19 protein-coding genes are annotated in these 24,145 nt (G+C 58.8%); 16 read left to right on the top strand and 3 right to left on the bottom strand.

The window, feature by feature from the left end:
• Positions 1-8: 8 nt before the first annotated feature.
• Both AAZQ98_RS09235 and AAZQ98_RS09230 read left to right on the top strand, forming a co-directional pair.
• Positions 9-353: a DUF485 domain-containing protein gene (locus AAZQ98_RS09235; RefSeq protein WP_434691595.1), complete on the top strand. Its 345-nt coding sequence runs from the start codon at positions 9-11 to the stop codon at positions 351-353.
• Complete coding sequence (locus tag AAZQ98_RS09230) at positions 354-1,979, top strand: solute symporter family protein (RefSeq protein ID WP_105657249.1); 1,626 nt, start codon at positions 354-356, stop codon at positions 1,977-1,979.
• A gap of 84 nt (positions 1,980-2,063) precedes the next feature.
• On the opposite strand, the gene AAZQ98_RS09225 is transcribed toward AAZQ98_RS09230, so the two are convergent.
• Positions 2,064-2,537 (bottom strand): Lrp/AsnC family transcriptional regulator, encoded by a 474-nt coding sequence (locus AAZQ98_RS09225; protein ID WP_105661916.1) that lies wholly within the window; start codon positions 2,535-2,537, stop codon positions 2,064-2,066.
• A 150-nt stretch (positions 2,538-2,687) separates the two neighbouring features.
• Here AAZQ98_RS09225 and pdhA point away from each other — a divergent pair, with 150 nt between their 5' ends.
• The 11 genes from pdhA (at position 2,688) to AAZQ98_RS09170 (ending at position 18,484) form a co-directional block, all read left to right on the top strand.
• Entirely contained in the window at positions 2,688-3,803 is a 1,116-nt protein-coding gene (gene pdhA, locus AAZQ98_RS09220) for a pyruvate dehydrogenase (acetyl-transferring) E1 component subunit alpha (protein ID WP_105661813.1), read from the top strand.
• Positions 3,804-3,817: 14 nt separating this feature from the next.
• Positions 3,818-4,807 carry an alpha-ketoacid dehydrogenase subunit beta gene (locus tag AAZQ98_RS09215; protein ID WP_434692138.1) on the top strand — a complete coding sequence of 330 codons (990 nt, stop codon included), beginning with the start codon at positions 3,818-3,820 and terminating at the stop codon, positions 4,805-4,807.
• Complete coding sequence (locus AAZQ98_RS09210; protein WP_434691592.1) at positions 4,807-6,156, top strand: dihydrolipoamide acetyltransferase family protein; 1,350 nt, start codon at positions 4,807-4,809, stop codon at positions 6,154-6,156. The genes AAZQ98_RS09215 and AAZQ98_RS09210 overlap by 1 nt, the downstream gene beginning before the upstream one ends.
• Positions 6,157-6,352: 196 nt before the next feature.
• A complete protein-coding gene (locus AAZQ98_RS09205) occupies positions 6,353-7,984 on the top strand; it encodes a peptide ABC transporter substrate-binding protein (protein WP_434691590.1) in 1,632 nt (543 codons plus the stop codon).
• A gap of 190 nt (positions 7,985-8,174) precedes the next feature.
• Positions 8,175-9,101 (top strand): ABC transporter permease, encoded by a 927-nt coding sequence (locus AAZQ98_RS09200; RefSeq protein WP_434691588.1) that lies wholly within the window; start codon positions 8,175-8,177, stop codon positions 9,099-9,101.
• The gene (locus AAZQ98_RS09195) at positions 9,094-10,116 is read left to right on the top strand and encodes an ABC transporter permease (protein WP_286134154.1); all 1,023 of its coding nucleotides are present in this window, start codon (positions 9,094-9,096) and stop codon (positions 10,114-10,116) included. The genes AAZQ98_RS09200 and AAZQ98_RS09195 overlap by 8 nt, the downstream gene beginning before the upstream one ends.
• A 3-nt stretch (positions 10,117-10,119) precedes the next feature.
• On the top strand, positions 10,120-11,763 hold the full coding sequence (locus AAZQ98_RS09190) for an ABC transporter ATP-binding protein (RefSeq protein ID WP_434691586.1): 1,644 nt from the start codon (positions 10,120-10,122) through the stop codon (positions 11,761-11,763).
• 437 nt (positions 11,764-12,200) lie between these two features.
• Entirely contained in the window at positions 12,201-14,009 is a 1,809-nt protein-coding gene (locus tag AAZQ98_RS09185) for an ABC transporter family substrate-binding protein (RefSeq protein WP_434691585.1), read from the top strand.
• Between the two features lie 141 nt (positions 14,010-14,150).
• Positions 14,151-15,668 (top strand): ABC transporter permease, encoded by a 1,518-nt coding sequence (locus AAZQ98_RS09180; RefSeq protein ID WP_434691584.1) that lies wholly within the window; start codon positions 14,151-14,153, stop codon positions 15,666-15,668.
• 51 nt (positions 15,669-15,719) lie between these two features.
• A complete protein-coding gene (locus AAZQ98_RS09175; RefSeq protein ID WP_434691582.1) occupies positions 15,720-16,790 on the top strand; it encodes an ABC transporter permease in 1,071 nt (356 codons plus the stop codon).
• Positions 16,787-18,484 (top strand): ABC transporter ATP-binding protein, encoded by a 1,698-nt coding sequence (locus AAZQ98_RS09170; protein ID WP_434691581.1) that lies wholly within the window; start codon positions 16,787-16,789, stop codon positions 18,482-18,484. The genes AAZQ98_RS09175 and AAZQ98_RS09170 overlap by 4 nt, the downstream gene beginning before the upstream one ends.
• Before the next feature lie 456 nt (positions 18,485-18,940).
• Here AAZQ98_RS09170 and AAZQ98_RS09165 read toward each other — a convergent pair whose 3' ends face one another.
• Together AAZQ98_RS09165 and AAZQ98_RS09160 are read right to left on the bottom strand one after the other, a co-directional pair.
• On the bottom strand, positions 18,941-19,402 hold the full coding sequence (locus AAZQ98_RS09165) for a GNAT family N-acetyltransferase (RefSeq protein ID WP_105657260.1): 462 nt from the start codon (positions 19,400-19,402) through the stop codon (positions 18,941-18,943).
• A gap of 69 nt (positions 19,403-19,471) precedes the next feature.
• Complete coding sequence (locus tag AAZQ98_RS09160; protein WP_434691580.1) at positions 19,472-20,092, bottom strand: TetR/AcrR family transcriptional regulator; 621 nt, start codon at positions 20,090-20,092, stop codon at positions 19,472-19,474.
• 237 nt (positions 20,093-20,329) lie between these two features.
• Between AAZQ98_RS09160 and AAZQ98_RS09155 the strand changes: the two genes are divergently transcribed.
• The 3 genes from AAZQ98_RS09155 to AAZQ98_RS09145 all read left to right on the top strand — a co-directional run bounded on the left by AAZQ98_RS09155 (position 20,330) and on the right by AAZQ98_RS09145 (position 24,130).
• Positions 20,330-21,484, top strand: coding sequence for an acyl-CoA dehydrogenase family protein (locus tag AAZQ98_RS09155; RefSeq protein ID WP_105657262.1), 1,155 nt, complete (start codon positions 20,330-20,332; stop codon positions 21,482-21,484).
• Positions 21,485-21,560: 76 nt separating this feature from the next.
• The gene (dxr, locus tag AAZQ98_RS09150; protein WP_105661821.1) at positions 21,561-22,784 is read left to right on the top strand and encodes a 1-deoxy-D-xylulose-5-phosphate reductoisomerase; all 1,224 of its coding nucleotides are present in this window, start codon (positions 21,561-21,563) and stop codon (positions 22,782-22,784) included.
• The gene (locus tag AAZQ98_RS09145) at positions 22,781-24,130 is read left to right on the top strand and encodes a M50 family metallopeptidase (RefSeq protein ID WP_434691578.1); all 1,350 of its coding nucleotides are present in this window, start codon (positions 22,781-22,783) and stop codon (positions 24,128-24,130) included. The genes dxr and AAZQ98_RS09145 overlap by 4 nt, the downstream gene beginning before the upstream one ends.
• The last annotated feature ends 15 nt before the right edge of the window (positions 24,131-24,145 follow it).

Raw genomic sequence — 24,145 nt, 5'->3', positions numbered from 1 at the left:
AGGGCATCATGAGTGCCAACCCGGAACACGGCGTCGCTGCTGACGTTGATTTCGTCAAGGAGAGCCAATCCGAGGAATTCCAGGAACTGCGAAAGACCCACCGCAGTTTTGTTTTCCCGATGGCAGTCTTCTTCCTCGTCTGGTATTTCGCCTACGTGCTGCTAGCCGACTACTTCCACGACTTCATGTCCATCAAGGTTCTCGGCAATATCAACATGGGTATTGTTCTCGGGTTGCTGCAGTTCGTGTCGACCTTCGCGATCACCGCGGCCTACGTCAGTTTCTCGAATAAGAAGCTCGACCCCAAGGCAACCAAGATCCGTGAACGCCTAGAGCGCGAGGGAGTGAACTAAATGAACCAGCTCAGCATCCTGGCCCAGGCCGCGGGAGAGTCGACCCAGGTCGGCAACCCCTTGGTCAATATCGCCATCTTCCTGGCCTTCGTGGGCGTCACCATGGTGATCGTGCTCCGCGCCTCCAAGAACAACAAGACCGCTGCGGATTACTATGCGGGCGGCCGTTCCTTCACGGGAACGCAGAACGGCACCGCAATTGCCGGTGACTACCTCTCGGCAGCGTCCTTCCTGGGCATCGTTGGCGCTATCGCCATCCAGGGCTACGACGGCTTCCTCTACTCGATCGGCTTCCTGGTTGCTTGGCTGGTTGCCTTGCTGCTGGTTGCGGAGCTGCTGCGCAACACCGGCAAATTCACCATGGCCGATGTGCTGTCCTTCCGCCTCAAGCAGCGTCCGGTGCGCATCGCCGCGGCCATCTCCACGCTGGCAGTGTGCGTCTTCTACCTGCTGGCGCAGATGGCTGGCGCCGGTGCGCTGGTTTCCCTGTTGCTGGGTATTGACGAGAAGCTGGGCCAGTCGCTGGTGATCGTCATCGTTGGCGCGTTGATGATCCTCTATGTGCTGGTTGGCGGCATGAAGGGCACCACCTGGGTGCAGATCATCAAGGCCTGCCTGCTGATCGCCGGCGCGCTGATCATGACCGTGTGGACGCTGGCCATGTTCGGCTTCAACTTCTCCGACCTGCTGGGCAAGGCAGCTGAAGTAGCCGGCAACCCCGAGATCCTGAATCCGGGCATGAAGTACGGTGTTTCTGAAACTGCCAAGCTGGACTTCATCTCGCTGGCCCTGGCCTTGGTGCTTGGCACCGCCGGCCTGCCGCACGTGCTGATGCGCTTCTACACCGTTCCTACCGCGAAGGAAGCCCGCAAGTCCGTCGTCTGGGCTATCTGGCTGATCGGCGCCTTCTACCTGTTCACCCTGGTGCTGGGCTTCGGCGCCGGTGCACTGATTGGCCCGGATCGAATCCAGGCGGCTCCAGGCGGCGTGAACTCTGCGGCACCGCTGCTGGCCTACGAATTGGGCGGCACTGTGCTGCTGGGCCTGATCTCTGCAGTGGCCTTCGCAACCATCCTTGCTGTGGTGGCGGGCTTGACCATCACCGCGGCGGCATCCTTCGCCCATGACGTGTACGCGTCGGTGATTGCCAAGGGCAAGTCCACCCCGGAGAAGGAAATGAAGATTGCCCGCCGCACGGTCTTGGTTATCGGAGTCTTCGCTATCGCTGGCGGCATCGGTGCCCAGGGGCAGAACGTGGCCTTCCTGGTGGCATTGGCCTTCGCGGTGGCCGCTTCGGCTAACCTGCCAACCATCTTGTACTCGCTGTTCTGGAAGGGCTTCAAGACCCGCGGCGCAGTGTGGTCCATGTATGGCGGTCTGGGTTCGGCTTTGCTGCTGATCATCTTCTCGCCAGTGTTCTCGGGCTCGGAGACCGCAATGATCCCAAGCATCGATATGGTGATCTTCCCGCTGGCTAACCCGGGTATCGTCTCCATTCCGCTGGCCTTCTTCCTAGGCTGGCTGGGCTCGGTTACCGACAAGCGTGTCGAGGACATTACCAAGCAGGCGGAAATGGAAGTTCGTTCGCTGACCGGTGTCGGTGCCGAGAAGGCAGTCGACCACTAAAGCGAAGAATTCATAAAACTCAATAGCGAAGTTCCGGGAACCAGCCAGCAGGCTGGTTCCCGGAACTTTTTGCTGCCCTGTGCGCTACGCGTTATTGGCTAGCGAGTGCTGAAGCAAAGCGGTGGTGCGATAGGGGACGAGCTCGGCCATGGATAGTGCCGAGTCCGCACGATTCACTCCGTCTATATGCAGCAGCTGTCCATGGACCCGAAACAGCTCCTCGGCGTCTTTGGCCGCTACCCGCACCAAGATGTCGGCAGAGCCGGTGAGCCCGTGTGCTTCAAGCACCTCCGGGATGGCTTCGAGCTTGGCGGCGATGTCCCCGAGATGGCGTTGCTCAACATGCAGCTCGACAAAGGAAAGCAGCCCGTAGCCCAGCACTTCGGGCGGGATGCGGCGGTCAATGGAATCAAGAACTTCATTCTCCAGGCGGGTCATCCGCGTCTGCACGGTATTTCGCCCGAGGTTCAAAGCCGTGGCGATAGCCGAGCCGGTGCGCTTGGCTGCGGTGGAGAGGGCCAGCAGGATGCGCCGGTCGGTAGTGTCCAGAAGTTGCATAATGTGCACGTTAGCACTGACCGGTCCTCATAAACAGTGCGTTTTGCTCTAATTCCAAAAACACCATTGTGCATCCTGCCTTGCGTGAGTAGCATCACATTAAGCGGTGTTTGTGAATGAAAACCCGCAACCGACTACGTGAGAGTAAGGATGCCGATCGTGTCCACACAGCACATTGACGTAGCCGCCGGATGCCTACCCACGCATCAGCTGCTGAACGTCGACGGGAAACGAATCCCGGACGAAGAACTTGACCATTATCTGAAGGACCTCAAAGAAGCGGACCTTGCAGATTTCCTTCGCGACATGGTGGTCCTGCGCCGCATGGACAATGAAGCCACCGCATTGCAGCGCCAGGGCCAGCTAGGACTCTGGGCGCCGCTGCTCGGCCAGGAAGCCGCACAAATCGGCTCGGTCCGCGCCACCGAAGCGGATGACTTCATTTTCCCTTCCTATCGCGAGCATGGCGTCGCATGGGCCAGGGGAGTGAAAGCAGAAGATCTGCTCAGCGTGTGGCGCGGGGCCCAGGCCAGTGGCTGGGATCCGAATGAAGTTAATATTGCTTGCCAGCAGATTGTCATTGGCTCCCAGGCTTTGCACGCAGCCGGATACGGAATGGGAATCAAATTCGACGGGGGCAAGCAAGTTTCTGTGGCCTACTTTGGCGATGGCGCCACCAGCCAGGGCGACGTGAGCGAAGCCATGGTCTTCGCCGCCAGCTACCAGGCGCCAGTGCTGTTCTTCTGCCAGAACAACCAGTGGGCCATCTCCGAACCGGTCCACCTGCAAAGCCGCACCCAGATTGCCGACCGTGCCCACGGCTTCGGGCTGAAGACCTGGCGGGTGGATGGCAATGACATCCTTGCGGTCTACGCAGCCACCAAGGCCGCCCTGAATCACGCGCGCAACGGCCTGGGGCCAACCTTCATTGAAGCGGTCACCTATCGCATGGGGTCGCACACCACCGCCGATGATCCAACCCGCTACCGCAAGAGCGAGCAGCTCGAAGAGTGGAAAGCCAAGGATCCTATCGACCGCCTGGTGAAGTACCTGCATGAGATGGGTGCCGATGTGCAGTCCTACGAGCAGCGTGCCCAGAACGCAGCCGATGATCTGGCCGCGAAGCTTCGCGCCGCGATCACCACCATGGAGGACCCCAAGGTGGAAGAGCTGTTCACCAATGTATATGCCGAGAAGCACGAACCAACTGAACGCGCAGCCAAGAACTATCTGGACTACTTGGCAGATTTTGAAGGTGGAGAGTAACTGTGGCAACCACCATGCTCAAGGCGCTGAACAAGTCGCTGCACGATGCCCTGGACGAGGACGAGAAAGTCATCCTGCTTGGTGAAGACATCGGAACCCTCGGCGGCGTCTTCCGGGTCACCGATGGCCTGAAATCCAAATTCGGCGAGCACCGCGTCGTCGATACCCCCCTGGCAGAATCCGGCATTGTCGGCAGCGCCATCGGCCTGGCCTACCGAGGCTATCGCCCAGTAGTGGAGATCCAGTTTGACGGCTTCACCTACCCGGCCTTTGACCAGCTAGTTTCCCAGCTGGCTAAATTGCATTACCGTTCCCGGGGCCGTGTGAAGATGCCGGTGACAGTTCGAATTCCCTACGGCGGAGGAATTGGTTCACCGGAGCACCACTCCGAATCACCGGAAGCATATTTCGCCCACACCGCCGGTCTGCGCGTCTTCGCGCCTTCGAGTGTCGAAGATGCCTATGGCATGTTGCGCCAGGCCATCGATTGCGATGATCCGGTCATCTTCTTCGAGCCGAAGCGCCGCTACCACGAGAAAAGCACGGCTGAACTTCTGGCTCCAACGCCAGACGGATCGCCAAAGGCCAAGATCATCCGACCCGGTGAAGATGTCACCGTGGTCGGCTATGGCCCGACCACCTACACCCTGGTGGATGCGGCCAAGGCCGCAGAAGATGAAGGCACCAGCCTGGAGGTCATCGACCTGCGCACCTTGGATCCGTTGGATATCGACACCGTGGCCGAATCCGTCAAGCGCACCGGCAAGCTCGTCGTAGTCCATGAAGCCAGCCGCACCAGCGGTATCGGTGCAGAAATCTGTGCCGAAATCACCGAGCGCTGCTTCGACTATCTGGAGCACGCCCCATTGCGCGTCACCGGATTCGATATTCCGTATCCGCCATCGCGGCTCGAAAGCCACCACCTGCCCGATTTGGATCGAGTGATGCACGCGGTCGATACCGTGATGCGCCACCACGAGGCAACCGAAGGAGCTGCCAAGTGATGACCGCCCACACATTCAAACTCCCGGACCTCGGCGAAGGGCTCACCGAGTCCGAGGTGCTGAATTGGAAAATCAAGGTTGGCGAGCATGTTGCGCTCAACCAGATCATTGCCGAAGTTGAAACCGCCAAGGCAGTGGTTGAACTGCCCTCGCCGTATGCCGGCTTCGTTCAGGCTCTGCATGCCACCGAAGGTGAAACAGTGCAGGTTGGCGGACCGCTGGTCACTTTTGACCAGGAGCCAGGCGCTTCCGGCGGGCAGCCGCCAGCAGCAGGTCCCGGAAAACATGGGGAAAGTGCGGCCGTCGAGCGCACCCCAACCCTGGTTGGCTACGGTGCACCGGCAGACACCGGCAACCGTCCAACGCGAAAAGCTCGTGGCTCCCGCAACGGGGGAGCGGCGCAATTGGCGGAACCAGTTGCATCCGCACCGGATGCCGCGCCGGCCAGTCCTGAGCGTGAACAACATGAGACGACTCGATGCACACCGCCCGTACGCAAGCTGGCACGCGATCATGGAGTCGATATTTCGGCGCTCGCCGGCAGCGGCGAGGGTGGCCTGGTGCTGCGTAGGGATGTTCAGCAGGCCATCGATTCCGTAGGTACCAGCACCCCATCAGCAGGGGGAAATGAGCCAGCGTCCTCGCCGGATGTGGACCGCCATGTGAAGATCACCGCCGTCCGCAGAGCCACAGCCAAAGCGATGGTGCAGTCGGCGTTTACTGCACCGCATGCCACCGAGTTCCTCACTATTGACGTCACCGAATCCATGACGTTGGTGGAACGAATGCGTTCGCATCGCTTGCTGAAGGACCGGAAACTCAACATCACAACGTTGGCGGCACTCGTGGTGACGAGATTGCTGAAGACTTATCCTGCGCTGAACTCGACGTGGGATGAAAAGGCTGACGAAATCATTGAGTTCGGGTCAGTGAATCTGGGCATGGCTGTGGCAAGTGACCGCGGCTTGCTGGTTCCGGTGCTGAAAAATGCCCAAGCCAAGACGTTGCCCGTATTGGCAACTGAACTCAGCGAGATTATTCTCCAGGGCCGCGAAGGAACGTTGTCACCAGCCCAATTGACCGGTGGCACATTCTCCATTACCAATGTGGGGGTTTTCGGCGTGGATGCCGGCACCCCGATTCTTCCTCCGGGGCAGGCTGGAATCCTGGCATTAGGCCAAGTGAAACGAAGGCCTTGGGAATACCAAGACCAAGTTGCCCTTCGCCATACCATGACTTTGGCTTTGTCCTTCGATCACAGAGTGGTTGACGGCAAGGAAGCAAGCGAGTTCCTCGCAGGTGTCGGCTCGGTATTGGAAGACCCCGGAATGATGAATATTTTTATTTGAGCTTAAATAAAAACTGACCCGGCTGAAGTTATTTCAGCCGGGTGAGTAACCCGATTTCAAGCATTGCTTTCATGACTATTCATTGGTTGTTTCGCAATGTTTGATGTAATCTCATTCACTACGTGCTATAGCTCACGCTTGCCTGCACGGCTCTGCGAAATGCAGAAGCAGCAACGATCTGTTGAGGAGAAATAGGATGCGATACTCGCACGCATCTAAGGCTGTCGTTTTATCTGCAGCCTTGGCGCTGACCCTGTCCGCTTGTGGCGGCGGTTCCAATGAAACCGCCGGTGGCGAAGGTGACGGCTCGTACGTCGTCACCGCAAACACCACCGAACCGCAGAATGGCCTTCTGCCGGCTAACACCAACGAAGTTGGCGGCGGCCGCGTAATGGACCTGATCTTCACCGGTTTGGTCAGCTACGACGCAAAGGGCGCTCCGGTCAATGAACTCGCTGAGTCCATCGAAACCGAAGACTCCCAGAACTACACCATCAAGCTGAAGGCCGGACATACCTTCTCGGATGGATCCCCAGTAACTGCTGCTTCGTTCGTGGATGCCTGGAACTTCGGCGCCGCGGCAAAGAACGCACAGCTGAACTCGTACTTCTTCGAATCCATCAAGGGCTTCGATGAGGTCAACAAGGAAGGCTCCAAGAAGGAAGAGATGGAAGGCCTGAAGGTAGTGGATGACACCACCTTCACCGTCGAGCTGTCCCAGCCTGAGTCCGACTTCCCGCTGCGCCTGGGCTACACGGCGTTCATGCCGTTGCCTGAAGCGGCCTTCGAGGATCCAAAGGCCTTTGGCGAAAAGCCAGTCGGCAACGGCCCATACACGTTGACCGAGTGGAACCACGATGTGAACCTGAAGCTGGACGTCAACGAGAGCTACGACGGACCACGCAAGGCGGCTAACGCCGGCATCGACTTCAAGGTCTACCAGTCCACCGACTCGGCGTACAGCGATCTGCAGTCCAACAACTTGGACGTCCTCGACCAGATCCCGCCAAGCTCGCTGGCTTCCTACGAGACTGATCTGGGCGACCGCTCGATCAACTCGCCATACGCTGGCAACGCAACCATCACCATTCCGGGTTACCTGGAGCACTTCAAGCAGGGTGAAGAGGGCAACCTCCGCCGTGCAGCGATCTCCCGCGCCATTGACCGCCAGCTGATCATCGACAAGGTGTACAACGGCGGCAAGGTCAAGGCCGACGACTTCACCGCACCGGTACTTGAAGGCTATAACGCAGAGGTTCCAGGCAGTGAAGTCCTGGACTTCGACGGGGCTGAAGCCAAGAAGCTGTGGGAAGAGGCTGATGCAATCAGCAAGTGGGAGTCCGGCGATGAATTCTCGGTCGGCTACAACGTTGATGGCGCTGGCAACAAGGAATATGTCGAAGCTGTTGTCAACCAGTTGAAGAGCAACCTGGGCATCAACGCCGTGGCCAAGCCATTCAGCTCCTTCAAGGAATTGCGCGAGAAGGTCACCAGCTACGAGATGACCGGTGCATTCCGTACCGGTTGGCAGGCCGACTACCCATCGCTGTACAACTTCCTTGGTCCACTATTCGGTACCGGGGCTGGTTCGAATGACGGCAAGTACTCCAGCAAGGAATTCGACGCCAAGCTGACCGAGGGCCTGTCCGCCACGGATCCTGTTGAAGGTGCGAAGATCTTCAACGAAGCACAGGAAATCCTGTTCAAGGATCTTCCGGCTATCCCGCTGTGGTACCAGGCAGTTCAGGGTGGTTGGAGCGAAAACGTGGATAACGTTGAGTTCGGCTGGAACGGTGTTCCTATGTACCAGCAAATCACTGGCAAATAAGTTTCCTTCAGCATTCGGCCTAATCAGAGCGAATAGAAGCTGAAAACTCGTCAAGGGAGATCCGAGCAGCTCAGGGTCTCCCTTTGGCGTGTCCGTCCTGCCTCGCAAAAATAAACGTCGATTACTTTATCGACGGAAAGAGGATAAAAATGGCCTTGTGCCCTCATGTGTCTCGAGGTGAGATGCAAGCATGTTAAGTTTTACCCTGAAGCGAATCGTGCAGCTGATTCCAGTGTTCATCGGAGCTACGCTGCTGGTGTACTTCCTGGTTTTCGCAACACCGGGTAACCCCATCGCGGCACTTTCCGGCGGCAAGCCAATGAGCCCCGCTACCGAAGCGGCCCTGACCGCGCAATACAACTTGGATAAGCCTTTCTGGGTCCAATATGGCCTGTACTTGAAGAACCTGGTGACTTTGGACCTGGGAACCTCGTTCTCCGGCCAGGAAGTTCGAGACTTGCTGGCTCGGGCCTTCCCGGTCACCGCACGCCTGGCGATCCTCGCGTTGTTGATCGAAGCGGTATTCGGCATCATCCTCGGCGTCATCGCGGGCATGCGCAAGGGCAAGTTGTTCGATTCGACCGTCCTGATCGCATCGCTGCTGGTCATTGCAGTTCCAACCTTCGTTCTGGGCTTCCTGCTCCAGTTCGTGGTCGGAGTCAAGCTCGAATGGGCAAAGCCAACCGTTTCCGGTTCGGCAACCTGGGGCGAGCTGATCCTGCCGGCTTTGGTCCTGGGACTCGTTTCTCTGGCCTACGTTTTGCGACTGACGCGTACCTCCATCATTGAGAACAAGACCGCTGACTATGTGCGCACCGCAACTGCCAAGGGCCTGAGCCGCAACCGCGTTGTCACCGTGCACATCTTGCGCAACTCGCTGATTCCAGTGGTGACCTACCTTGGCGCCGACTTGGGCGCACTCATGGGCGGCGCCATTGTTACCGAGGGTATCTTCAATGTCCCCGGTGTCGGCCACTTGCTCTACCAGGCAATCCAGAAGGGCGAAACCCCGACGGTGGTTGCCGTTGTAGGCGTCTTGGTGATCGTCTTCGTGATCGCCAACCTGATCGTGGATATGCTGTACGCACTGCTTGACCCAAGGATCCGTTATGCCTGAGAACCAGAACTTTAATCCCGAAGACGGCCTTCCCATCCGAAACACCCGTGCCGGCAAAGTTTCCAAGTACAAAATTGAGCACTACGTGGCCCCATTGGAGGAGACTCCGCTGCAGGCGGTGGATTCTGTCAAGGAAACCGGCAAGCCATTGTCCATGTGGGCTGAAGCATGGCGTTCGCTGCGCAAGCAGCCGCTGTTCATCATCTCCACGCTTCTGATCATCGCCGTCGTGGTTGTCGCTGCGTTCCCGCAGCTGTTCACGTCCATTGATCCGACTGGCAACCAGGCATGCCTGCTGGAAAATTCCAATGAGCCAGCACGCCAGGGACATATCATGGGCTTCAACCTGCAGGGTTGCGACATCTACGCCCGTACGATCTACGGCACGCGTGCTTCGCTGCTCGTAGGCGTATTCACTACCCTCATCGTGGTGCTGCTCGGCGGTGCCATTGGCGCGCTGGCAGGCTACTACGGCGGCTGGATCGACACCATCCTGGCTCGTCTGGGCGATATCTTCTTCGCGCTGCCGCTGATCCTTGGCGCCATCATCGTGATGCAGCTTCCTGCCTTCCGTGAAAACCGAAGCGTTTGGACGGTTATCATCACCCTTGCGATCTTCGGCTGGCCGCAGCTGGCACGCATTACCCGCGGCGCAGTGATCGAGGCCCGCAACGCGGACTTCGTGAAGGCCTCGCGCGCGTTGGGCCTGTCCAAGTTCAGCGCTTTGGTCAAGCACGTCATCCCGAACTCGTTGGCACCGATCATTGTTGTTGCCACGGTGAACCTCGGCGTATACATCGTTGCCGAAGCCACGCTCTCCTTCCTGGGCGTCGGGCTTCCGCCAGACGTCATGAGCTGGGGCAACGATATTTCCTCCGCACGTACCCAGCTGCGCAATAACCCGACCATGCTGATGTGGCCAGCACTGTTCCTTTCGGTAACGGTATTGAGCTTCATCATGCTCGGCGATGCAGTGCGCGACGCACTGGATCCGAAGGCCCGGAAGGGAGCCTAAGCAATGACTCAGAGTGCAACTCCCAAGCCTCTGCTGGAAGTCAAGGACCTGGCGATCACTTTCTCCACTCCTGACGGTCCAGTGCACGCAGTGCGCGACGCCAACTTCACCGTGATGCCCGGGGAAACCGTGGCCATCGTGGGCGAGTCCGGTTCCGGCAAGTCGACTTCGGCACTGGCTGCTATCGGCCTGCTGGCCGGCAACGGCAAGGTCTCATCCGGCCAGATTCTTTTTGACGGCGAGGACATCGCCCAAGCGAGCGAAAAGCGATTCGTAGAGCTGCGCGGCAACCATATTGGCATGGTTCCGCAGGATCCGATGTCCAACTTGAACCCGGTCTGGAAGATCGGATTCCAGGTCAAGGAAACCCTGAAAGCCAACGGCTTGGCAGGGGATAACCCGAACAAGCGTGTAGCCCAGGTCTTGGCCGATGCAGGTTTGCCCGATCCGGAGACCCGTGCGAGGCAGTACCCGCACGAATTCTCCGGTGGCATGCGCCAGCGTGCGCTGATCGCCATTGGCCTGGCCTGCCGCCCGCGCCTGCTGATTGCCGATGAGCCAACCAGCGCACTGGACGTCACCGTGCAGCAGCAGATCCTGGACCATCTGGACACCATGACCAGTGAACTGGGCACCGCCGTGCTGCTGATTACCCACGACCTGGGTTTGGCAGCAGAGCGTGCCGAGAAGGTCGTTGTGATGTACAAGGGGCGTGTCGTCGAATATGGCCCAGCGCTGGAGATTCTGCGCAACCCCAAGCACCCGTACACCCAGCGCCTGATCAACTCGGCTCCATCGTTGTCAGCACAGCGTGGAGACAAGCACGAGGCGATTGTTGATGAGGTAATTCCGGGCAAGGCCGAGCCGTTGCTGAAGGTCAGCAACCTGACGAAGGTCTTCGATATCCGCAAGGGGTTCGGCAAGAAGGAGAAGTTCACCGCGGTGGACAACGTGTCCTTCGAGATCCCCAAGGGCACCACCACCGCCGTGGTAGGCGAGTCCGGTTCCGGCAAGTCCACCATCGCCCAGATGGTGCTCAACCTGCTGGATAAGACCGAGGGCGAGATCATCTTTGATGGCGAACAGATTGGCAACCTGAGCGAGAAGCACTTGTTCAAGTACCGCCGACGTGTCCAGCCGATTTTCCAGGATCCGTACGGATCCTTGGATCCGATGTACTCGATATTCCGAACCATCGAAGAGCCACTGCGCATTCACGGTATAGGTAACGCGGCATCACGGGAGAAGAAGGTCAAGGAACTGCTGGATCAGGTTTCCATGCCGGCATCCACGATGCACCGCTTCCCGAACGAGCTGTCCGGCGGACAGCGCCAGCGCATCGCGATCGCTCGTGCTCTGGCCTTGCAGCCGGAAATGATCGTTTGCGATGAGGCTGTTTCGGCGTTGGACGTACTGGTGCAGGCCCAGGTGCTGGAGCTGCTCGATGAGCTGCAACGCGAAATGGGCCTTACCTACCTGTTCATTACCCACGACCTGGCTGTAGTCCGCCAGATCGCGGACAACGTATGCGTGATGGAACACGGAAAGATCGTCGAACAGGGAACAACGGACGAGATTTTCGATGCGCCAAGGAGTGCATATACCCGCAACCTGCTGGCTGCGATCCCTGGAGCTTCGCTGATCTAGCAGCTCGGAAATCCGCTGAATGGGCCGGTGAAACCGTAAGGTTTCACCGGCCCATTTTGCGCTTAACCTGAGCTCAAGCAACGTCATATTCAACGAATATTTCAGATTTAATCAATCTGAAACAAACGTTGCAAAAATGTTATAAATCACTCCGCGAGTCAACATGCATGAAACAGTTGCCCGATTGATTTTTCCCAATCTGAAAGAAATCCTTGAAATCTCGGGGATGTGAGCTGGATCTCGTAAACCCGTGGGTAACAAGCGCGTTGCGAATGACTCTCAGGGGGAGAGTCGCGGCAATATCTGAAGCGCTTCTTTCTATATCCAAGCCAGAAAATTCGGGTTAGTCTATTGCTCAATGGATTGATCATGTGATCTGATCCACATTGGATCCACCGATCCAGCACTCGTATCGTTCAAGAACTCAAGGAGGCGAAATGCGGTTTCAGCGCGTTTCGAAAGCAGTAGCTGTAGGCGCAGCACTGGCCCTGGCCCTTTCGGCTTGTGCACCAGGCGGCGGAGACACAGGCGCCGATGCATCAAAGGATGCTGGCGCAGGTGGCGGCAACGGTTCGGCAGAAGCAGCAAACAGCGGCAAAGCCGATCTGGGTGATATCAAGACTGCCGAAGACAATATCAACGTCACCGTAGGTGCCCCGGAATTCCTGAGCTACAACGGCTTTACTCCGAACACCTATTCCACCTACAACTCGGCCATCGTGGACCGGATGTTCGCTGGGTTCAGCTACTTCGGTACTGACGGCACGCTGTACCCCAACGAGGCCTTGGGCAGCTATGAGAAGGTAAGCGACGATCCGCTCACCATCAAGTACACGATCAACGAAGAAGCCAAATGGTCCGATGGCACGCCGATCACCGTAGCCGACTCCGTGCTGGCATGGGCAGTGCAGAACCTGAACCTCAACGAAGGTGCCAAGGACAAGCCGCTGTTCAACTCGGTCTCTGTTGATCTCGGCGACACTGTTCCAGCTGGTCCGCAGGGCGACTGGGATGGCAAGGAATTCACTGTTGAATTCGCCGAGCCTGATCCGGACTGGGCCCTCCAGTCATGGATGCTCCACCCAGCACATGTGGTGGCCGAAGAGTCGGGCATGAGCACCGAAGAGCTCGTCAAAGCCATTCTCGGTGGGGAATCCGACAAGCTGAAGAAGGCTGCCGATTTCTGGAACGAAGGCTGGATGACTGACCCGGGCAAGCTGCCCGATGAGAAGATCTCGCCTGTATCCGGCCCCTACAAGCTGGGCAGCTGGAAAGCTGGAGAGTCCGTAACCCTGGTTGCCAATGAGAACTACTATGGCCCAGCGCCTGCAACCAAGGAACTGACCTTCCGCTTCCTTGAAGACGCAAGCATGGTCCAGGCATTGCAGAATAAAGACGTTGACGTCATTAACCCGCAGCCGACCGTTGATACGCTCGCGCAGCTGGAGAATCTTGGCGACGCTGTAGCAATCCAGAAGGGCGACACCCTGACCTGGGAGCACCTCGACTTCAACTTCGCCAAGGGCAACGCAATGACCAATCTGGAACTGCGCAAGGCCTTTGCCATGTGTGTTCCACGTCAGCAGATTGTTGACAACCTGATCAAGCCGCTGAACCCTGACGCCATCGTGATGAACTCCCGCGAAGTCTTCCCGTTCCAGGATAACTACCAGGAAGTAGTGGACGCATCCTACGACGGCCGCTACGACCAGGTTGATATCGAAGGCGCCAAGAAGATCCTCGAAGAGCAGGACGCTGTGGGTACCGAAGTACGCATCGGCTACTCGGCACCTAATGAACGCCGCGCCAACCAGGTCTCGGCCATCAAGTCCTCCTGCGATGAAGCGGGCTTCAAGATCGAGGACACCGGTTCCGCTGACTTCTTCTCGCCAAACGGTGCGCAAGACCGTGGCGACTACGAAGTAGCACTGTTCGCTTGGGCAGGTTCCGGCCAGATCAGTTCCGGCCAGAACATCTACGCCACCGGCAAGCCGCAGAACTTCGGCCAGTACTCGAACGCTGAAGTCGATGCAGCATGGGCGACCCTGGCAAGCTCGCTGGACCCGGCTGTCCATGCCGAGCAGACCAAGAAGATCGAGAAGCTGTTGTGGGATGACCTGTTCGGCATCCCGGTATTCGCCCACCCAGGCTTGAGCGCCTCGGGTTCGGATATCCAAAATGTCCGTCACACCGCAACGCAGGACCAGATCGTCTGGAACGCCGAGCAGTGGGTACGTGCTGAGTAATTGCCCCTAGGCAACGTACTTGCACAATGTGAGTGAGCACATGTGGGGCCCGATCAAAAATCGGGCCCCGCAGTGTGTTCAAAGGTCCCCAACCTCAAGGGCCGGCTCACTTCCGTGAGATGAAAGTAGGACATTAGAACCGTGTGGAAATTTATCGCCAAGAGACTAGGCTCAGCACTTGCCGTGCTGTTCGCCGCATCGCTCTTGCTCTACGTACTGGTTATCAATTCAGGTGACCCGCTCAAGGACCTGCGCGAAAGCAACGCGGATAACCGCGAGTACTTGATGGCCCAGCGTGTGGAATACATGAACCTGGATGCACCCTGGTACGGACGCTACTGGGACTGGCTGACCGGTGCCAGCAAATGCCTGATTGGCCAATGCGACCTGGGACAGAATATCAACGGCGTAGAGGTCTCCGGCTTGCTGGCCAACGCCGCATCGTCCACCTTGCGGCTGGTAGTGCTCGCTACGGTGATCGCCGCGGTTCTGGGTATCGCCGTTGGCGTTTTGACTGCAATCCGCCAGTACTCCGGCCTGGATTACATCGTTACCTTCATGACCTTCCTCTTCTTCTCGCTTCCCGTCTTCTGGGCAGCTGTGCTGCTCAAGGAGTACCTGGCGATCAGCTACAACGACTGGCTGGCGGATCCGCAGATATCCCTGGGGTCAGCCATAGCCATAGGCATCGTCGTCGGACTCGTCCTGCAGATGTTCCTCGGGGGCTCCTTGAAGCGCCGTGGCATCACCTTCATAGCTGCCGCTGTTTTCGTCCCGCTGGTGCTGCAGTACAGCATTTGGCTGAATTTCTACCGCTACCCGCAAATGGGTCCCGCAATCATCATCGTGCTGACGGCACTCGTGGCCTTGAGCGCCACTGCCATGAGCGTTGGCCTGAAGGAAAAGCGCGTGCTGTACCCGGCGCTGATTACCGTCGTGCTGGTTTTGGCCATGTACTACGCGACCTTCTACATGCTGCTGGAACCAAACGCATGGATCCTCTTGTTCGGACTGGTCCTCGCGGTAGCGATTCCGGCAGTAGTCGGGCGCTTCATGGGAGGCCGCTTGCGCAAAGCAGCGATGTCCGTCTCCGTAGCCACCGGTGTTGTCGGTGCAGGATTGACCGTTGTCGATCACATGTTCCGCGCTTGGCCTGGTTTCCTGGACGTCAAGGGACGCCCCATCGCTACCATCGGGTCGTCCACTGCTAACCTCGAAGGCGGTTTCTGGGATCACTTCCTGGATAACGGCACCCAGTTGCTGATGCCGACCATCCTGCTTGCAGTGATTTCTTTGGCTAGCTATTCGCGCTACACGCGTTCTTCCATGCTCGAAGTGCAGCGCCAGGACTACATCCGCACCGCCCGTTCCAAGGGATTGAGCGAACGCACCGTGATTTTCCGGCACGCGTTCCGCAACGCGATGATCCCCATCGCCACCATCGCAGCCTTCGACTTCGCCGGCCTGATCGGCGGCGCTGTGATCACCGAGCGCGTCTTCGGCTGGAAGGGCATGGGCGAAATGTTCGCAACCGGCCTGGATCATGTCGACCCGGCACCTGTGATGGCGTTCTTCCTGGTTACCGGTACCGCCGCAATCATTTTCAACTTGCTGGCGGATATCGTTTACGCCCTGCTTGACCCACGAATCCGAGTCTAGGAGGCATGGACCAATGAACATCCTTCATGCCTGCAACCCTAAGGACCAGCGATGAGCACCCCGAACAAGAACTTGAACGAGAACGAGCCGCAGAACCTGAATTCCGTGGCCGAGGTGGAAGACGCCAAGCTGGCCCAAATCCACGAAAAGCCGAAGAGCCAGGGACGCATTGTTCTCGAGCGCTTCGTCAGCCACAAGCCGGCGATGATTTCCGCAGTGATCCTGGTCGTCATCACCGTTTTCGCTTTCAGCTCCATTGGCTGGGGACCGATCCCCGGCTGGTGGGGACAGAACTTCTACCACGCTGGCGCCGTTGTGGATGGCGGCAAGCCGACCTTGAGCCTGGTCCCCACTTGGCTCGGCGGCGAAGGCATCCGCATCGGCGAGCACCCCTTCGGGCAGGACTCGGTCGGCAAGGACTACTTCGCCCTGGTCATGAACGGCACGCAGAAGTCCATCATTATCGGCGTTGTGGTCGGCTTGGTCGCCACTGTCCTGGGAACCGTCATCGGTGCTGTTGCCGGCTACTTCCGCGGATGGGTCGACGAAATCCTGATGCGCATCACTGACCTGTTCATCGTGATCCCATTGCTGGTCCTGGCCGCTGTTCTGGGCAAGATGGCTGGTGCATCAACCGGTTCCATCATCATCCTGGCCCTCGTGCTCGGCCTGGTGACCTGGACCGGCTTGGCCCGACTGGTGCGCGGTGAAATCCTTTCGCTGCGCGAACGCGAATACGTTGCTGCCGCCCAGGCCATGGGTTCGAAGACCAGCCGCGTGATCTTCAAGCACCTGATCCCCAACACCATGGGCGTGATCATCGTGAACGCAACCTTCGCGATCGCTGGCGCGATCCTGCTGGAGTCCTCGCTGTCCTACCTGGGCTTCGGCGTGAAGGCTCCAGAATCCTCGCTGGGCCTGCTGATCAGCCAGTACCAGAACGCCTTCACCACCCGCCCGTATTTGTTCTGGTGGCCAGGCATGATCATCGTTACCATCGCCCTGTCGGTGAATTTCTTGGGTGACGGCTTGCGCGATGCGTTCGACCCGCGCCAAATCGGAAAGAAGCGCCGCCGCCGCGCTGGCCTGTTCGCCCTTCCAACCCGCAAGGAGAAGCCATGAGCCACGCAGCACCAATGAACGAACAAGGCTCAGACGGCTACGCGCTGAGCTTCACCGACCTCAACGTCGTCTTTGCCACCGGTGGTGCAGACGTCCACGCAGTCAAGGGCTTGTCCTTGACTGTCCGCCCCGGGCAGGTCGTGGCGCTGGTTGGCGAGTCCGGTTCCGGCAAGTCCGTCACCTCAACTGCGGCGATGGGCCTGCTGCCGGAAAACGCCAATGTCTCAGGTGCCGCCAAGGTCGGCAACGTCAACGTGGTTGGCCTGGACGAAGGCAAGCTGCGCAAGATGCGTGCCACCGACATCGCGATGGTCTTCCAGGAGCCCATGACTGCGCTGAACCCGGTGCTGACCATTGAGCGGCAGTTGACTGAAGCGCTGGAACTGCACGACATCGCCTATGGCAAGGAAGCAACCGACCGGGCCATCGAGTTGCTGGACATGGTGGGCATCCCGGATCCCGCCAAGCGCGTCAAGCAGTACCCGCACCAGTTTTCCGGCGGCCAGCGCCAGCGTATCGTCATTGCCATGGCGATATCCTGCGATCCCAAGGTGATCATCGCCGATGAGCCAACTACCGCACTGGATGTGACGGTGCAGGCTGAAATTCTCGATCTGCTGCGCGAGCTGAAGGATCGACTGAATACCGGCATCTTGCTGATCACCCACAACATGGGTGTTGTCGCGGATATGGCCGATGAAGTGGCCGTGATGTTCCAGGGCAACCTCGTCGAGACCGGCACCGTGGAGCAAGTTCTGCTGCGCCCGGAACATCCATACACCCAGCGCCTGCTGGCCGCGGTACCGCGCTTGTCTGCTCCGGCTGTTACTACTGCGACGCCCCCGCACAGCTTAGAAACTGCGCCTCCCGGCCGCGAGCTGGTGCTGGAAGCCAAGGACCTCGTACTGGAATACGACATGCGGGGAAAGATCTTCCGCGCCGTGGAAGAGGTGAGCTTCGATATTGCCAAGGGCGAAGTCCTAGGCATTGTGGGCGAGTCCGGCTCTGGCAAATCCACCATCGCCAAGGCGGTGCTCGGCTTGTTGCCTGTGGCTAGCGGCAGCTTGTCGGTCCAGGGCCATGATCTGCCGAAACTTTCCCCGAAGGAAGCCCGTGCGGTTCGCAAGAAAATCGGCGTCATCTTCCAGGACCCGGCAGCATCCTTGAACCCGCGTTTCCCTATTGGCGATTGCATCACCGAACCAATGGTGGTTCACAAGGTTGGCAGCAAAGCAGGGCGCATCAAGCGTGCTGAAGAACTGCTCGATGCGGTGAAGCTGCCGCGCAACGTGATCAACCGATACCCCCACGAGCTCTCAGGCGGCCAGCGTCAACGTGTTTGCATTGCTCGCGCGTTGACCTTGAACCCCGAGCTGCTGATTGCCGATGAGCCAACTAGTGCTTTGGATGTTTCGGTTCAGGCAGTCGTATTGGAAATGCTGCAGGACCTGCAACGGGACTTCAACTTCGCGTGCCTCTTTGTCAGCCATGATTTGGCTGTCGTTGACATGCTGGCTGATGCGGTAGTAGTGATGCAGTCAGGCAGGGCGGTTGAGCAGGGCATGGTGGATACCGTGCTGCATGCCCCAACGCACGACTACACCAAACGCCTGTTGGCCGCGGCTCCGGTGCCGGATCCGCATGAGCAGGCAGTACGCCGTGAGGCTTGGCGCTTGCTGAACAGCACGAAGTAGATGCTGAGCTGAACGACGAATAAGGGGGCTCGTTTCCAGATCTTTCACTGGAAGCGGGCCCCTTTTCGTCTGCCCGGGAGAGCTGGACATGGCGAAAGCCGATTCCCCGGATCCGGCCTCGGTCCGGGAAAGCGATACAAGTACTTGCGGGCCTACGGGCTTACGAGCAGGTGCTGGGCGGCGGAACTTGGACCAGCTGAACGAGAGGGAATGCTTCGGGCTCAACGCTGATCGCTGCAGGAATCACAGGATGACCCGCACTGGCGTTCTTGCGCGGATCGGTGCAGCAGAAAATCAGTTCGGGCGGAACCCGCAGGCGCCTGCCTGGGGCTTTGCGCCGGGCGCGGAAAGATGCTGATCCAGGAAAAGGACCAAGGGAACCTCGGCGGTAGAGGCCCGTTAATAGGCAAAAGCTGGCTCTCTGCCGAGAGCCAGCTTTTGCTTATCTTTTGGAATCTAGTCCAGCTGCATGACGTTTTCGGTAACGACCTCTGCGCGGGCGTTGGAGAAGATCTGCTCGGTGCCAACGGTCTTGAACCCTCGGCGTTCCAGGACCTTGATGGAACCTAGATTGTCCTGGACCACATGCGCGGTCAATGGGCGCTTGGTGTATTCGGCGAGGAAGGTGTCTACCGCGCTGGTGGTCAGTCCCTTGCCCCAGTACTTGGTCGAAGTCCAGAAATTGATCTCTGGTACTTCGCCGTCGAAGACCAGAATGGATCCAACGACTTCGCCCTCATGCTCGATGGTGCGAACCAGAACATTCGGATCGTTCAGAATCGAGTTCCAGTGGTGGTCGAATACCGCGCGGTCGGCTGGGTTACGCGCTTGATAAGCGGCCATGAGGTTCGCCTCGGGTTCTTGCTGATGAGCGAAGAATGCGTCCAAGTCGGAAGGGCGGACTTCTCGTAGCTGCACGATAAAGGCCTTTCAATCGTGTGGGTCAGCGTGCCGGTATTGGCACACCAGTAAACAATGGCTTGAAACCTACACTACCGGGGAAGTGAGTGCGGCGAGTGCCATGTTGGACAATAACGGCTTCAGGCCGGACTTTTTAGTCCTCGGCGAGTGGGCGGAATGAGCAGTCGAGTTCAGCAAGCCGAAGACGGCGTGCGCGCGGAATCTGTGCGACTGCTTGCTTCCGATGGGATGCAATTTGGCCAGTTCCGTAGTCCAAAGCCCGATATAGGAGTTCTGGAGTTTGCGGACTAATGCCAGTTCGGCCTTCGGGAGCGATTTCAAATCGCGGTCCTGGACCTGCAAAATATCCGGGCGGGACAGCGAGAAGTCAGTGTGGAAATCAACCAGACGCGAAAGCACCTCCAGGGGAGTGCCGCCGGCTTCCGTGGCCGTGCAACCCCCGGCATAGATATCTTTGGACATATCTACTAGCAGAGCGATAAGCACCGCCTGCTTGCCGGCGAAATGCCGGTACACGGCCGGACCGGAGATGCCGCAGGCAGCGCCCAGATCTTCCAGCGAAACACCGGCGTAGCCATTCAAAGCGAACAGTCGAGTGGCTTCGCGCAAGAGTGCTTCTCGTCGTTCAGCTTTGGCGCGCTCACGCTCTGTCGGTTCATTGAGCGACTGGTATTTGCTCGCCAACACAATCAACTCCTTACGTTTGCCAAGCCTCGGTCTGGACAAGTGTGACCGCTGCCACTAATGTCAAAAATGTAGCTGTTTACCCACCCGTAGGCAGTAACCAGTTAATAAATATTAACCATACGCGTCGCGGCGTGTGCTTCCAAGAAACTCACGCACCTGGCGCAGAACATGACCGCCACCGGTTTATGCACACCCCGCAGCCGGTGCCGGTTCGTCCCTCAACGAAGAGAGAGCCTGATGATTGATCTCGAACTCGACGACCAGTATCAAGACCTGGTCGACATGGTCCGCGAATTCGCCCAGGAAGTCGTAGCCCCGCAGAGCGCGCAGAACGATGCCAACCATGCGTTCCCCTATGACATCGTCAAGCAGATGGGGCAGATGGGCCTCTTCGGGCTGCCAGTCTCCGAAGAATACGGCGGTTCCGGCGGCGACTACTTCCACCTCGCGCTGGCGCTCGAAGAACTGGGCAAGGTTGACCAGTCGGTAGCCATCACTCTCGAAGCCGGCGTCTCCCTGGGCGCGATGCCGATCTACCGCTTTGGCAGCGAGGGCCAGAAGCAGAAGTGGCTGCCAGCCCTGGCCGCCGGCGAACGCTTGGCCGGTTTTGGCCTGACCGAACCCGGGGCAGGCTCCGACGCCTCAGCTTCCTTGACCAAAGCGAAACTGGAAAATGGCGAATGGGTTATCGATGGCGCCAAAGAATTCATCACCAACTCCGGTACCGACATCACTTCCCTCGTCACGGCCACAGCTGTCACCGGTGTCGACGAAGCAACCGGCAAGAAGGAAATCTCGGCAATCATCGTGCCGACGGGAACCGAAGGATTCACCGCGGAGAAGGCCTACGACAAGGTGGGTTGGCGTGCCAGTGACACCCATCCGCTGAGCTTCAGCAGCGTGCGCGTTCCGGAGGAGAACCTGCTTGGCGAGCGCGGACGCGGATACGCCTACTTCTTGGAAATCCTCGATGAGGGACGTATCGCCATCGCGGCGTTGGCCACCGGAGCCGCCCAGGGTTGCCTCGACGAGGCGGTGAAGTATGCCAAGACCCGGACTTCCTTCGGCCAGGCCATCGGCCAGTACCAGGGCATCTCCTTCATGATCGCTCGCATGGCTTCGCGCGCCCACACGGCCCGTCTGGCCTACTACGCGGCGGCGGCGAAGATGCTCGCCGGCAAGGACTTCAAGATCGAAGCCGCGCATGCCAAGCTGATTGCCAGCGAAGCGGCGATGGATAACGCCCGTGATGCTACCCAGATCTTTGGCGGCTACGGATTCATGAATGAGTCATTGGTTGCACGGCACTACCGCGATTCGAAGATCCTGGAAATCGGCGAAGGAACCACGCAGGTCCAGCAGATGCTCATTGCCCGCAGCTTAGGTCTCTGATTCTTCCCAGAGGGGGCGCTGCATCCTGATTTTGGGGTGTGGCGCTCTTTGGGCGCTCACAGTAAAACGAACCATAATGGGTAGGGTGAGCTCCCAGAAAACTTTCATTCCAGCCGGACATCCCCGTCGCGTCAGCCTGATCGGTTCCACTGGTTCCATCGGCACGCAGGGACTGGACGTCATCGAAAACGCATCCGGACAATTCTCCGTGGCAGCGCTGTCCGGTGGGTACAACCTTGAATTACTGGCTCGCCAGGCAATTAAGCACCGCCCTGCGCTCGTTGGCAGCGCCGTGGAATCCAAAGAGGAGCTTGCCGCGGCCATTAAGCGAGCTGCAGAGGATGCATCGGTAACCGGATACACTCCCGAGCTGGTGGCCGGCGCGCATGCGGCAACCGAGGTTGCCGCTTTCGCCGAGGCCGACGTGGTGCTCAATGGCATCACCGGTGCCATTGGCCTAGCCCCGACCATTGCTGCCTTGGAAGCCGGCCACCTGCTGGCGCTGGCCAACAAGGAATCCCTGATCATCGGAGGCCAGGTAGTCAAGCGGATCGCGGCACCAGGCCAGATCTCGCCCGTTGATTCCGAGCACTCAGCCCTCGCCCAGGCCCTGCGCTCTGGCGCGCCCGAGGAAGTGGCCAAGCTGCTGGTGACTGCCTCTGGCGGTCCATTCTTCGGCTACAGCCATGAGCAGCTGCGCGATGTCACCCCCGCCCAGGCACTGGCTCATCCAACCTGGGACATGGGGCGCATGGTCACCACCAACTCGGCCACCATGGTCAACAAGGCTTTGGAAGTCATCGAAGCCCACCTGCTGTTCGACGTGCCACTGGAAAAGATCGAGCCTGTGGTGCATCGCCAGTCCATCATTCACTCGATGGTGGAGTTCATCGACGGTTCGGTGATCGCCCAGGCATCCCCGCCGGATATGCGCCTGCCGATCGCCTTGGGCATCAATTGGCCGCATCGGGTTGCCGGTGCCGCGAAGGCTTGCGATTTCTCCACCGCAGCAAGCTGGACCTTCGAACCACTGGATGAGGAGGTCTTCAGCGCTGTAAAGCTTGCCAAGCAGGCCGCAGCGTCCTCGGGAACGCATATGGCTGTCTATAACGCCGCCAACGAAATCGCAGTGGATGCCTTCCATGATGGAAAGATCCGCTTCACCGACATCGTTGAGACCGTGGAGCGGGCCTTGGACGAGTACACCCCGATGAGCGCAGCGCTATCGGTCGAAACAGTGCTGGAAACAGACCGTTGGGCCCGCGCCCATGCAACGAAGATCATCGAGGCCAAAGCATGAGTGCATTGCTGTTCATCGGCGGCGTCCTATTCATGGTGGTAGCCGTCGGGCTGTCCATTGCGCTGCATGAAATCGGGCACCTGGTACCCGCGAAACTGTTCAAGCTGCGCGTTCCGCAGTACATGATCGGTTTCGGCAAAACGCTGGTTTCCTTCAAGCGTGGCGAAACGCAATACGGCATCAAGGCCCTGCCCCTGGGCGGCTACATCTCGATGGTGGGCATGTACCCGCCACGCGACCAAGTCGTCTCGGATGCTTCCGGGAAGAAGCCGAATCTCTTCCAGAAGGTCTTCGGCCAGATGGTGGATGACGCACGCTCGCAGGCCAACGAGAACGTGCTGCCCAGCGATGAAGGCCGGCTGTTCTACCAGCTGCCGATCTACAAGCGCGTCATCATCATGCTCGGTGGCCCAATCATGAACTTGGTCATCGGGTTCGTGGTGATCGGCATCGTGCTGACCAGCTTCGGCCAGGCTACGCCAACCACCACAGTCTCCGAGGTGTACCAGTGCATCGCCAGCGCACAGAACGCAGAGCAGGCCGAATGCACCGACAAGGATGTCCCAGCGCCGGCTTACGAGGCAGGCCTCCTGCCAGGGGACACGATCACCGCGGTAAACGGCACCGCCGTTGCGGAAGCTGAATGGAATAAGCTCACCGATGTCATCCGCGATCATCCAGGAGAACCCGTCACCCTGGACTATGCCCGCGACGGGCAGATTCGCACCACCGAGCTGACTCCGTACCTGACCGAACGCCCGGCGACCGACGAAAATGGCTACGTGCTGCTCGATGAGCAGGGCGAATACATCATGACCAAGGTCGGTTTCGTCGGGATGGGCTCCTTGCAGCGGGACCTGACCCAGCCTCTGAGCGCGGTTCCCGGCGTGATCGGGGATCAGCTGCTGAGAATTGGCGATGTCATCTTGCACCTGCCCCAGCGCATGGTGGATGTCGCCCAAGCGGCTTTCGGCAATGAGGAACGCGACCCGAATGGGCCGGTGTCCATCGTGGGCGTTGGACGCATTGCCGGAGAGATCAGCGCGGAGGATTCCATCTCGGTAGCTGACAAATTCGCAACCTTGCTGTCATTGGTAGGCGGTTTGAACTTGGCCCTGTTCGCCTTCAACCTGATCCCGCTGCTGCCGCTGGATGGCGGCCACGTGGTGGGCGCGCTGTATGAGGGGCTGAAGCGCACAGTTGCCAGGATCTTCAGAATCAAGAAGGTACGGCCTGTCGACACGGTCAAGCTCTTGCCGCTGACTTATGTCGTGGTGGTAGCGATGCTGGTCATGGGCGGGCTCTTAATATATGCGGATATCTTCAAGCCGATACAGCTGTTCTAAGCAGGGAGAAATATG

The organism is Glutamicibacter sp. Je.9.36 (assembly GCF_051129975.1).
In the GTDB taxonomy this organism is placed as follows: domain Bacteria; phylum Actinomycetota; class Actinomycetes; order Actinomycetales; family Micrococcaceae; genus Glutamicibacter.
The sequence above is the reverse complement of the archived record's forward strand: the minus strand, read 5'-3'. Positions and strand labels throughout refer to the sequence as shown.

Bases quoted from the DNA above. Each gene is read 5' to 3' on its own strand.
- AAZQ98_RS09185 (WP_434691585.1), top strand. From the start codon at position 12,201: ATGCGGTTTCAGCGCGTTTCGAAAGCAGTAGCTGTAGGCGCAGCACTG.
- AAZQ98_RS09155 (WP_105657262.1), top strand. From the start codon at position 20,330: ATGATTGATCTCGAACTCGACGACCAGTATCAAGACCTGGTCGACATG.
- AAZQ98_RS09210 (WP_434691592.1), top strand. From the start codon at position 4,807: ATGACCGCCCACACATTCAAACTCCCGGACCTCGGCGAAGGGCTCACC.
- AAZQ98_RS09215 (WP_434692138.1), top strand. From the start codon at position 3,818: ATGCTCAAGGCGCTGAACAAGTCGCTGCACGATGCCCTGGACGAGGAC.
- AAZQ98_RS09230 (WP_105657249.1), top strand. From the start codon at position 354: ATGAACCAGCTCAGCATCCTGGCCCAGGCCGCGGGAGAGTCGACCCAG.
- AAZQ98_RS09175 (WP_434691582.1), top strand. From the start codon at position 15,720: ATGAGCACCCCGAACAAGAACTTGAACGAGAACGAGCCGCAGAACCTG.
- AAZQ98_RS09190 (WP_434691586.1), top strand. From the start codon at position 10,120: ATGACTCAGAGTGCAACTCCCAAGCCTCTGCTGGAAGTCAAGGACCTG.
- pdhA (WP_105661813.1), top strand. From the start codon at position 2,688: ATGCCGATCGTGTCCACACAGCACATTGACGTAGCCGCCGGATGCCTA.
- AAZQ98_RS09170 (WP_434691581.1), top strand. From the start codon at position 16,787: ATGAGCCACGCAGCACCAATGAACGAACAAGGCTCAGACGGCTACGCG.
- AAZQ98_RS09200 (WP_434691588.1), top strand. From the start codon at position 8,175: ATGTTAAGTTTTACCCTGAAGCGAATCGTGCAGCTGATTCCAGTGTTC.
- AAZQ98_RS09225 (WP_105661916.1), bottom strand. From the start codon at position 2,537: ATGCAACTTCTGGACACTACCGACCGGCGCATCCTGCTGGCCCTCTCC.
- AAZQ98_RS09235 (WP_434691595.1), top strand. From the start codon at position 9: ATGAGTGCCAACCCGGAACACGGCGTCGCTGCTGACGTTGATTTCGTC.
- AAZQ98_RS09145 (WP_434691578.1), top strand. From the start codon at position 22,781: ATGAGTGCATTGCTGTTCATCGGCGGCGTCCTATTCATGGTGGTAGCC.
- AAZQ98_RS09195 (WP_286134154.1), top strand. From the start codon at position 9,094: ATGCCTGAGAACCAGAACTTTAATCCCGAAGACGGCCTTCCCATCCGA.
- AAZQ98_RS09205 (WP_434691590.1), top strand. From the start codon at position 6,353: ATGCGATACTCGCACGCATCTAAGGCTGTCGTTTTATCTGCAGCCTTG.
- dxr (WP_105661821.1), top strand. From the start codon at position 21,561: ATGGGTAGGGTGAGCTCCCAGAAAACTTTCATTCCAGCCGGACATCCC.